Annotated in this window: 1 pseudogene; it reads left to right on the top strand. The window is 61.2% G+C overall.

What is annotated here, in order from left to right:
* Positions 1 to 415 (top strand): annotated as a pseudogene (locus ILT06_RS32250) (collagen-like protein); the annotation flags it as partial.

Here is a 415-nt window from a genome sequence, read left to right as displayed (position 1 = left end):
CGGACCTCAGGGCGTTCAAGGGAACACAGGCGCTACTGGTGCTACTGGACCTCAGGGTGTTCAAGGGAACACTGGTGCTACCGGACCTCAGGGCGTTCAAGGGAACACGGGCGCTACCGGCGCTACTGGACCTCAGGGTGTTCAAGGGAACACGGGTGCTACTGGTGCTACCGGACCTCAAGGTGCTCAAGGGAACACGGGTGCTACCGGACCTCAAGGTGTTCAAGGGAACACGGGTGCTACCGGTGCTACTGGACCTCAGGGTGCTCAAGGGAACACAGGCGCTACTGGTGCCACTGGACCTCAAGGTGTTCAAGGGAACACAGGCGCTACCGGACCTCAGGGCGTTCAAGGGAACACAGGCGCTACCGGACCTCAAGGTGCTCAAGGGAACACGGGTGCTACCGGACCTCAG

This window comes from Bacillus sp. 17RED48 (assembly GCF_019837545.1).
Taxonomy (GTDB): Bacteria; Bacillota; Bacilli; order Bacillales; family Bacillaceae_G; genus Bacillus_A; species Bacillus_A wiedmannii.
Note: the sequence above shows the minus strand (reverse complement) of the source record. Positions and strands in the feature narration are given on the sequence as shown.